This is a genomic window from Halomonas sp. 707D4, assembly GCF_024158685.1.
Lineage (GTDB): Bacteria > Pseudomonadota > Gammaproteobacteria > Pseudomonadales > Halomonadaceae > Vreelandella.
Map to the genome: position 1 here is coordinate 1 of NZ_JAMZBD010000106.1, position 8,212 is coordinate 8,212.

The window sequence follows — 8,212 nt, forward strand, 5'->3', positions numbered from 1 at the left end:
GAAGGAGGCGGGCCTCGAGCGTAAAAAACTCGAAAGTGCCATCGAGGGCCTGCGCGGCGGCGCGAGCGTCGATGACGCCAACGCCGAGGATCAGCGCGAGGCGCTCGACAAGTACACCCTCGATCTCACCCAGCGGGCGCTGGACGGCAAGCTCGACCCGGTGATCGGCCGCGACGACGAGATTCGCCGCACCATCCAGGTGCTCCAGCGGCGCACCAAGAACAACCCGGTGCTGATCGGCGAGCCCGGTGTGGGCAAGACTGCTATCGTGGAAGGCCTCGCCCAGCGCATCGTCAACGGCGAAGTGCCGGAAGGCCTCAAGGACAAGCGCGTGCTGTCGCTGGACATGGGCTCCTTGCTCGCCGGCGCCAAGTTTCGCGGCGAGTTCGAGGAGCGCCTGAAGGCGGTGCTCAAGGAGCTTGCCCAGGAAGAGGGCCGGGTGATCCTGTTCATCGACGAGCTGCATACCATGGTCGGCGCCGGCAAGGCCGAGGGCGCGATGGACGCGGGCAACATGCTCAAGCCCGCCCTGGCTCGCGGCGAGCTGCACTGCGTGGGCGCGACGACCCTCGACGAGTACCGTCAGTACATCGAGAAGGACGCCGCACTCGAGCGCCGCTTCCAGAAGGTGCTGGTCGACGAGCCGTCAGAAGAGGATACCGTGGCGATCCTGCGCGGCCTGAAGGAGCGCTACGAGGTGCACCACGGTGTGGCGATCACCGATTCCGCGATCATCGCGGCGGCCAAGCTTTCGACCCGCTACATCACCGACCGCCAGCTGCCGGACAAGGCGATCGACCTGATCGACGAGGCCGCTTCGCGCATTCGCATGGAGCTCGACTCAAAGCCCGAAGAGATGGACCGCCTCGACCGGCGCCTGATCCAGCTCAAGATGGAGCGCGAGGCGCTCAAGAAGGAGACCGACGAGGCGACGAAGAAACGCCTCGAGGCACTGAACGACCACATTCATGAACTCGAGCGCGAGTACGCCGACCTCGATGAGATCTGGAAGGCCGAGAAGGCCAGCATCCAGGGGGCGGCCCAGTTCAAGGCGGAGCTCGAGCAGGCGCGCACGGACCTCGAACAGGCCCGCCGCCAGGGCGATCTCGGCCGCATGTCGGAGATCCAGTACGGCCGGATTCCCGAGCTCGAGAAGAAGATTCTGGAGAGCGGCGAGGGCGAGGCGGATACCGCCAGCCACCAGCTCCTGCGCTCCAACGTCACCGAGGAGGAGATCGCCGAAGTGGTGTCGCGCTGGACCGGCATTCCGGTCTCGAAGATGCTCGAAGGCGAGCGCGACAAGCTCTTGCGCATGGAAGAGGCGCTGCACGAGCGGGTCATCGGCCAGGATGAGGCGGTCGAGGCGGTGGCCAACGCGGTGCGCCGCTCCCGGGCCGGGCTTGCCGACCCGAACCGGCCCAACGGCTCGTTTCTGTTCCTCGGCCCGACCGGGGTGGGCAAGACCGAGCTTTGCAAGTCGTTGGCCAACTTCCTCTTCGATACCGAAGAAGCGATGGTGCGCATCGACATGTCCGAGTTCATGGAGAAGCACTCCGTGGCGCGGCTGATCGGCGCGCCTCCCGGCTACGTCGGCTTCGAGCAGGGCGGCTACCTGACCGAGGCCGTGCGTCGCAAGCCCTACTCGGTGCTGCTGCTCGACGAGGTGGAGAAGGCCCACCCGGACGTGTTCAACATCCTCTTGCAGGTGCTCGAGGATGGGCGGCTGACCGACGGCCAGGGCCGCACGGTGGATTTCCGCAACACCGTGATCGTGATGACCTCGAACATGGGCTCGGACATCATCCAGCGCATGGGGGGTGAAAGCGGCGACGACGCGGGCTACGAGGCGATGCGTAGCGCGGTGATGGAAGTGGTGGGCAATCACTTCCGCCCGGAGCTGATCAACCGCATCGACGAAGTGGTGGTGTTCCACGCCCTCGGCCAGGAGCAGATCCAGGCGATCGCCTCGATCCAGCTCGAGCGCCTGAAGGCACGCCTCGCCGAGCACGGCCTGAGCCTTGCGATCAGCGACGAGGCCATGGCGCAGCTCGCGGTGGTCGGCTTCGATCCGGTGTTCGGGGCGCGCCCGCTCAAGCGCGCGATCCAGAGCCGCATCGAGAACCCGCTGGCCCAGGACCTGCTCGCCGGCAAGTACGCCCCGGGTGACACCGTGCATATTCGCGCCGAAGAGGATCATCTGGTCTTTGGCTGATCGCGCCGCTGTACCTGATCAGGCCCGCCGCTTTGCGGCGGGCTTTTTTGTGCGTGCCCGCGCCCGCCGGTTCTATCGTTGGTATATCGTTATGCACGATGCGCTGTTCAAAGGCCCGCGCCTGTGGTTGACAGCTTCAAGGCGTTAATGGAACCTTAGGGGTTCCTGATTTGCGGACGCGGAATCCACGGGTAACCCCCCATCCCCGCGTGAAGGGTAGGCCTTGTTTGCCTCTACCCGCCGAAGGACTTCCGGGCCCAGGTCAACCGCCTGGCCTGGCCAATGCCCCGACGCGGTGAACCGCCGCGATAAGGAAGCGGCTTTCTGGCCTTTTCCGATGAGAGTGCAGGCCCCAACCGGGCCGTATGCCAGGGTTTGGCATCAGGTGTCGGCACCGCCGGCAGCGGCATACCGCCGCACTCGACCCCGCAGAACGCTGCGGATCGCACTCGAGACCTCCAGGGGAGAATTACTGTGGAATTGCTTTCCGGCGCAGACATGATCGCCCGCTTCTTGAAAGACGAGGGCGTTGAGTACATCTATGGGTATCCGGGCGGGGCCGCGCTGCATATTTATGACGCGCTCTTCCGCCAGGACGACGTCAAGCACATCCTGGTGCGCCACGAGCAGGCCGCGACCCACGCCGCCGACGGCTATGCGCGCGCCTCCGGCAAGCCCGGCGTGGTGCTCGTCACCTCCGGGCCCGGCGCGACCAACGCCGTGACCGGGATCGCCACCGCCTACATGGACTCCATCCCGATGGTGGTGCTGTGTGGCCAGGTCATGAGCCACCTGATCGGCGACGACGCCTTCCAGGAAACCGACATCGTCGGCGTGACCCGCCCGATCGTGAAGCACAGCTTCTCGATCCGTCACCCGAGCGAAATTCCGGAAGTGCTGAAAAAGGCCTTCTACCTCGCCTCGACCGGCCGGCCCGGCCCGGTGGTGGTCGATATCCCGAAGGACATGACCGCCCCCACCGAGCGCTACGAGTACGTGTACCCGAAAAAGGTCAAGCTGCGCTCCTACAACCCGGTGACCCGCGGCCATACCGGCCAGATCAAGAAGGCCGTCGAGCTGATGCTCAAGGCCAAGCGCCCGGTGTTCTACACCGGCGGTGGCGTGGTCACCGGCCGTGCCAGCGAAGGCCTTTCTGATCTGGTCAAGAAGCTCGGCTTTCCGATCACCACCACGCTCATGGGCATCGGTGCCTACCCGCAAAGCGACAAGCAGTGCCTCGGATGGCTCGGCATGCACGGCTCCTATGAGTCCAACATGGCCATGCACCACGCGGACCTGATCATCGCCATCGGCGCGCGCTTCGACGACCGGGTGACCAACAACACCTCGAAGTTCTGCCCCACGGCGAAGATCATCCACGTCGACGTCGATCCGAGCTCTGTCTCCAAGACCGTGCGCGCGGACGTACCGATCGTCGGCCCCGCCGGCAGCGTCATCGACGAGATGATCAGCCTGGTGCAGGGGCGCACGGTGGAGAACGCAGGTGCGCTCACCGAGTGGTGGGAGAAGATCGACGGCTGGCGCGGGGAGCGTGAAGGCAAGCTTTATGAGCCCTCGAAAACCGGCGAGGCGCTCAAGCCCCAGGAAGTGGTCGAGGCGGTCTGCCGCGTGACCCGGGGCGAGGCGTTCGTCACCACCGACGTTGGCCAGCACCAGATGTTCGCCGCCCAGTACTACAAGTTCGACAAGCCCAATCGGCTGATCACCTCCGGCGGGCTGGGCACCATGGGCTTCGGCTTCCCGGCGGCGATGGGCGTGAAGATGAGCTACCCCGACGACGACGTGGTGTGCATCACCGGCGAAGGCAGCTTCCAGATGATGATGCAGGAGCTCTCGACCTGTAAGCAGTACGGGGTGGGAGTGAAGATCGTCAACCTGAACAACCAGTCGCTCGGCATGGTGCGCCAGTGGCAGGACTTGAACTACAAGTCGCGCCACGCCCACTCCTACATGGAGTCCCTGCCGGACTTTCACATGCTGATCGAGGCCTACGGCTTCACCGCGATCACCGTGACCACGAAAGAGGAGCTGGAACCTGCGCTCGAGCGGGCGTTCGCCGACAAGCACGAGCTGGTCTTTCTCGACATCAAGGTCGATCCCTTCGAGCACGTCTATCCGATGCAAGTGCCGCTCGGCGCAATGCGTGACATGCTGCTGTCCAAAACGGAGCGTACCTGATGCGACATATCATCTCGATTCTGCTGGAAAACGAACCGGGTGCGCTGTCACGAGTGGTCGGCCTGTTCTCCCAGCGTAACTACAACATCGAAACCCTCAACGTCGCCCCGACCGAGGATCCGTCACTGTCGCGCCTGACGGTCACCACCATTGGCGACGATCGGGTGATCGAGCAGATCACCAAGCACCTCAACAAGCTGATCGACGTGGTCAAACTGGTCGATCTGACCGAGGGCAACCACATCGAGCGCGAGCTGATGCTGGTCAAGGTGAAGGCGCTGGGGGCGGCCCGCGACGAGGTCAAGCGCACCGTGGACATCTTCCGCGCGCAGATCGTCGACGTCACGCCGAGCCTCTACACCGTGCAGATCACCGGCGACGCCGCCAAGCTCGATGCCTTCCTGCAGGCCATGGCGCCGGTGGGCATTCTCGAAGTGGCGCGCACCGGGGTCTCCGGCATCGCCCGCGGCGACAAGGTGCTGTCGCTCTAAGTCAAAACGCTCGCGACTGGCCGCCCTTCGGGGCGGCTTTTTTGTGGGCGCACGGCACAAAAGCGCTCAGCGCTCGCTGACCGTGGCCCAGAACGCGTCGATCATCGGCGTCTTGAGCCGCCGGTTGAGCACGCACAGCCCGACATCGTAGTGGGGCAGCTCGGGTTTCACCGAAAGCACCTGCACGCGCTCGGCGAGCGGGCTGTTCTCCAGCACGATCCTGGGCACCACGCCCACGCCGAAGCCCAGCCCCACCATGCTGACGATCGCCTCGTGACCGGCCACCTGGGCGTAGATGCGCGGCGCCACGCCCATCGCCTTGAACCAGGTGTTGGCGTACTCGCGCGAAAGCCCGGCTTCCGAGAGGATCATCGGCACCCGGCGCCACTGCTCGGCGGTGGAGCTCTCCGGCGCCTCGGGCAGCCAGTCGTAGGGCTGGGTGGGGGCGATGAACAGAAGCGGCGAGCGGGTGAGCGACTTGAAGGTGAGGGCCGTAGGGGGAATGCGCGGGCGCGGGGTGATCGCCATGTCGTCCTGACCTTCGAGCACGCGGGCCATCGCTTCGGCGGGGTCGCCGGTGTGCAGCTTGAGTTCGATGCCGGGGTGGCGCAGGCGCACGTCGCTCAGGAGTTCGTAGAGAAAGCTGTAGCTGGCGGTCACCGAGCAGTAGATGCTGATCTCGCCGTGAAGCTCCGTGGCATCTGCCGCGAGGGTCCGCTTTTGCAGCTCCCACTGCTCCAGAGTCTCCTGGGCGTAGCGCAGGAAGGTTTCACCCTGGGGCGTCACGGTGACGTGGCGATTGTCACGCTCGAACAGCCGCGTGCCGAGTTCGCTCTCGAGCTGGCGGATCGAGCGGCTCAACGTCGAAGGGCTGAGATGGCAAAGCTCGCTGGCACGGCCGAAGTGACGCGTCTCGCCCAGGGTCAGCGCATGTTTGAGCAGGCGAAAATCCATTCGGGTCTCTACGTTTCATTATGTGAAATAGTGTCTTGCAAATATAGCGTTTTACGCAACGAGACGGTAGGCGTAGAGTCTTCTTCAACGCCGCATCCTAGCGCCGCACGAGATGGCGCAGGTGGCCGTCAACGCTGACACTGCGACAACGATACCGCTCGTTCACGATTTCTGGAGACGCACCATGCACGTTTACTACGACAAAGATTGCGACCTGTCCCTGATCCAGGCCAAGAAGGTCACGATCGTCGGCTACGGCTCCCAGGGCCACGCCCACGCCAACAACCTGAAAGAGTCCGGTGTCGACGTGACCGTGGCGCTGCGCAAGGGCTCTTCCTCCGCCGCCAAGGCGGAAGCCGCGGGCCTCAAGGTGGCAAGCGTGCCGGAAGCGTGCAAGAGCGCCGACGTGGTGATGATCCTCGCCCCGGACGAGAACCAGAAAACCATCTACGAAAACGAAGTGGAGCCGAACCTGAAAGAGGGCGCCACCCTCGCTTTCGCCCACGGCTTCAACATCCACTACAACCAGATCGAGCCGCGCAAGGATCTCGACGTCATCATGATCGCGCCGAAGGCGCCGGGCCACACCGTGCGCTCCGAGTTCGTCAAGGGTGGCGGCATTCCGGACCTGATCGCGATCCACCAGGACGCCTCGGGCAACGCCAAGGAGCTCGCGCTCTCTTACGCAGCCGGCGTCGGCGGCGGCCGCAGCGGCATCATCGAGACCACCTTCAAGGACGAGACCGAAACCGATCTGTTCGGCGAGCAGGCGGTCCTCTGCGGCGGCGCCGTCGAGCTGGTCAAGGCCGGCTTCGAGACCCTGACCGAAGCGGGCTACGCGCCGGAAATGGCCTACTTCGAGTGCCTGCACGAGCTCAAGCTGATCGTCGATCTCATGTACGAAGGCGGCATCGCCAATATGAACTACTCGATCTCCAACAATGCGGAGTACGGCGAGTACGTGACCGGTCAGGAAGTCATCAACGATCAGTCCCGTGCCGCGATGCGCAACGCCCTCAAGCGCATCCAGACCGGCGAGTACGCCAAGATGTTCATCAGCGAAGGCAACAGCAACTATCCGTCGATGACCGCGCGTCGCCGCCTGAACGCCGAGCACGAGATCGAGCAGGTCGGTGCCAAGCTTCGCGGCATGATGCCGTGGATCGCCGCCAACCAGCTGGTCGACAAGAGCAAGAACTGATCCCGTCGATCGGGTGGCAGTGAAGAAGCGGGGTGCGTCGATCGCACCCCGCTTTGCGTTGTGCCGGCGCGCCGATAGCCATGGTCGCGGCCTGGGTAGCGTGTAGAATGAAACTCTGTCACTCACGACTTCACCCAAGGGACGACGAACATGACTCAGGATGCGCGCGATCAAGAGCCCGGCCATACGCCGCCGCCTTACAATCCTCACAACGACACCGACTCGGTCAGCAACGAGGATCTCGCCACGGCGTTCCTGCGCGAGACCGAAGTCGTCGAGGAGGCGGTGGAGGATGGCAAGAAGATCCGCCGCAAGGGGATCTACCTGCTGCCCAACCTGTTCACCACCTCCGCGCTCTTCTCGGGGTTCTTCGCCGTGGTCGCCGGCATCAACGGTGAGTTCAGCGCCGCCGCCGTCGCCATCTTCATCGCCATGGTGCTCGATGGCCTCGACGGGCGCGTGGCGCGCATGACCAACACCCAGAGCGCCTTCGGGGCGGAATACGACAGCCTCGCGGACATGATCTCGTTTGGCATGGCGCCGGCGCTGGTGGCGTTCACCTGGATTCTGCAGGACATCGGCAAGACCGGGTGGGTCGTTGCCTTTCTGTACGTCGCTTGCGCCGCGCTGCGCCTGGCACGCTTCAACGTGCAGATCGGCAGCACCGACAAGAAGTGGTTCATCGGCCTGCCCAGCCCGTCGGCGGCTGCGGTGGTGGCGGCCAGCGTCTGGACCTTCCACAGCTTCGATGCCGATGCCTTCGGCTTCAAGCTGCTGATGCTGGTAGTGGTCGGCGCGGCGGGCATTCTGATGGTCAGCAACATTCGCTACTACAGCTTCAAGGACCTCGACTTCAAGAAGCCGGTGCCCTTCGTGGTACTCCTTGCCGTGGTGCTCGGGTTCGTGATGATCTCCGTGGAGCCTTCGGTCATGCTGCTGCTGCTGTTCGGCGCCTACGTGCTCTCCGGCCCCATCTACGCCGGCATGCGCAAGGCCAAGCGTACCGGCGAAGCGACCAGGCCTTGAATGCTTCGGTACTTGCGTGATCTTTTCTGAAAAAAGCCCTTGCACTCCCGGCGGCGAATCCGTAAAGTACGCATCCGCTGCCGGGGACGCCCAGCGTCGCCAGCGGTGAAGAAGGTGAAAACCTTCGGT

The 8,212-nt window shown here is 64.3% G+C and carries 6 protein-coding genes; 5 read left to right on the forward strand and 1 reads right to left on the reverse strand.

Translation table 11 applies throughout. From position 1 onward, the window contains the following. The 3 genes from clpB to ilvN all read left to right on the forward strand — a co-directional run. A partial coding sequence (gene clpB, locus BIS11_RS06560) for an ATP-dependent chaperone ClpB (protein ID WP_253585845.1) occupies positions 1-2,212 on the forward strand: 2,212 nt, incomplete at its 5' end. Positions 2,213-2,686: 474 nt separating this feature from the next. Further along, positions 2,687-4,411 carry an acetolactate synthase 3 large subunit gene (locus BIS11_RS06565; protein ID WP_253425799.1) on the forward strand — a complete coding sequence of 575 codons (1,725 nt, stop codon included), beginning with the start codon at positions 2,687-2,689 and terminating at the stop codon, positions 4,409-4,411. Continuing rightward, complete coding sequence (ilvN, locus tag BIS11_RS06570; protein ID WP_227391079.1) at positions 4,411-4,902, forward strand: acetolactate synthase small subunit; 492 nt, start codon at positions 4,411-4,413, stop codon at positions 4,900-4,902. The genes BIS11_RS06565 and ilvN overlap by 1 nt, the downstream gene beginning before the upstream one ends. A gap of 66 nt (positions 4,903-4,968) precedes the next feature. Here the strand turns inward: ilvN and ilvY are convergent, their stop codons facing one another. Continuing rightward, positions 4,969-5,856: an HTH-type transcriptional activator IlvY gene (gene ilvY / locus BIS11_RS06575; RefSeq protein WP_253425797.1), complete on the reverse strand. Its 888-nt coding sequence runs from the start codon at positions 5,854-5,856 to the stop codon at positions 4,969-4,971. Positions 5,857-6,040: 184 nt separating this feature from the next. Here ilvY and ilvC point away from each other — a divergent pair, with 184 nt between their 5' ends. Together ilvC and pssA are read left to right on the forward strand one after the other, a co-directional pair. Continuing rightward, positions 6,041-7,057 carry a ketol-acid reductoisomerase gene (ilvC, locus tag BIS11_RS06580; RefSeq protein ID WP_227391077.1) on the forward strand — a complete coding sequence of 339 codons (1,017 nt, stop codon included), beginning with the start codon at positions 6,041-6,043 and terminating at the stop codon, positions 7,055-7,057. 150 nt (positions 7,058-7,207) lie between these two features. Next, entirely contained in the window at positions 7,208-8,083 is an 876-nt protein-coding gene (gene pssA, locus BIS11_RS06585; protein WP_253425794.1) for a CDP-diacylglycerol--serine O-phosphatidyltransferase, read from the forward strand. The last annotated feature ends 129 nt before the right edge of the window (positions 8,084-8,212 follow it).

What these genes read in the sequence shown, in the direction of transcription:
- ilvC (WP_227391077.1), top strand. Translation starts at nt 6,041, where the DNA reads ATGCACGTTTACTACGACAAAGATTGCGACCTGTCCCTGATCCAGGCC.
- ilvN (WP_227391079.1), top strand. Translation starts at nt 4,411, where the DNA reads ATGCGACATATCATCTCGATTCTGCTGGAAAACGAACCGGGTGCGCTG.
- ilvY (WP_253425797.1), bottom strand. Translation starts at nt 5,856, where the DNA reads ATGGATTTTCGCCTGCTCAAACATGCGCTGACCCTGGGCGAGACGCGT.
- pssA (WP_253425794.1), top strand. Translation starts at nt 7,208, where the DNA reads ATGACTCAGGATGCGCGCGATCAAGAGCCCGGCCATACGCCGCCGCCT.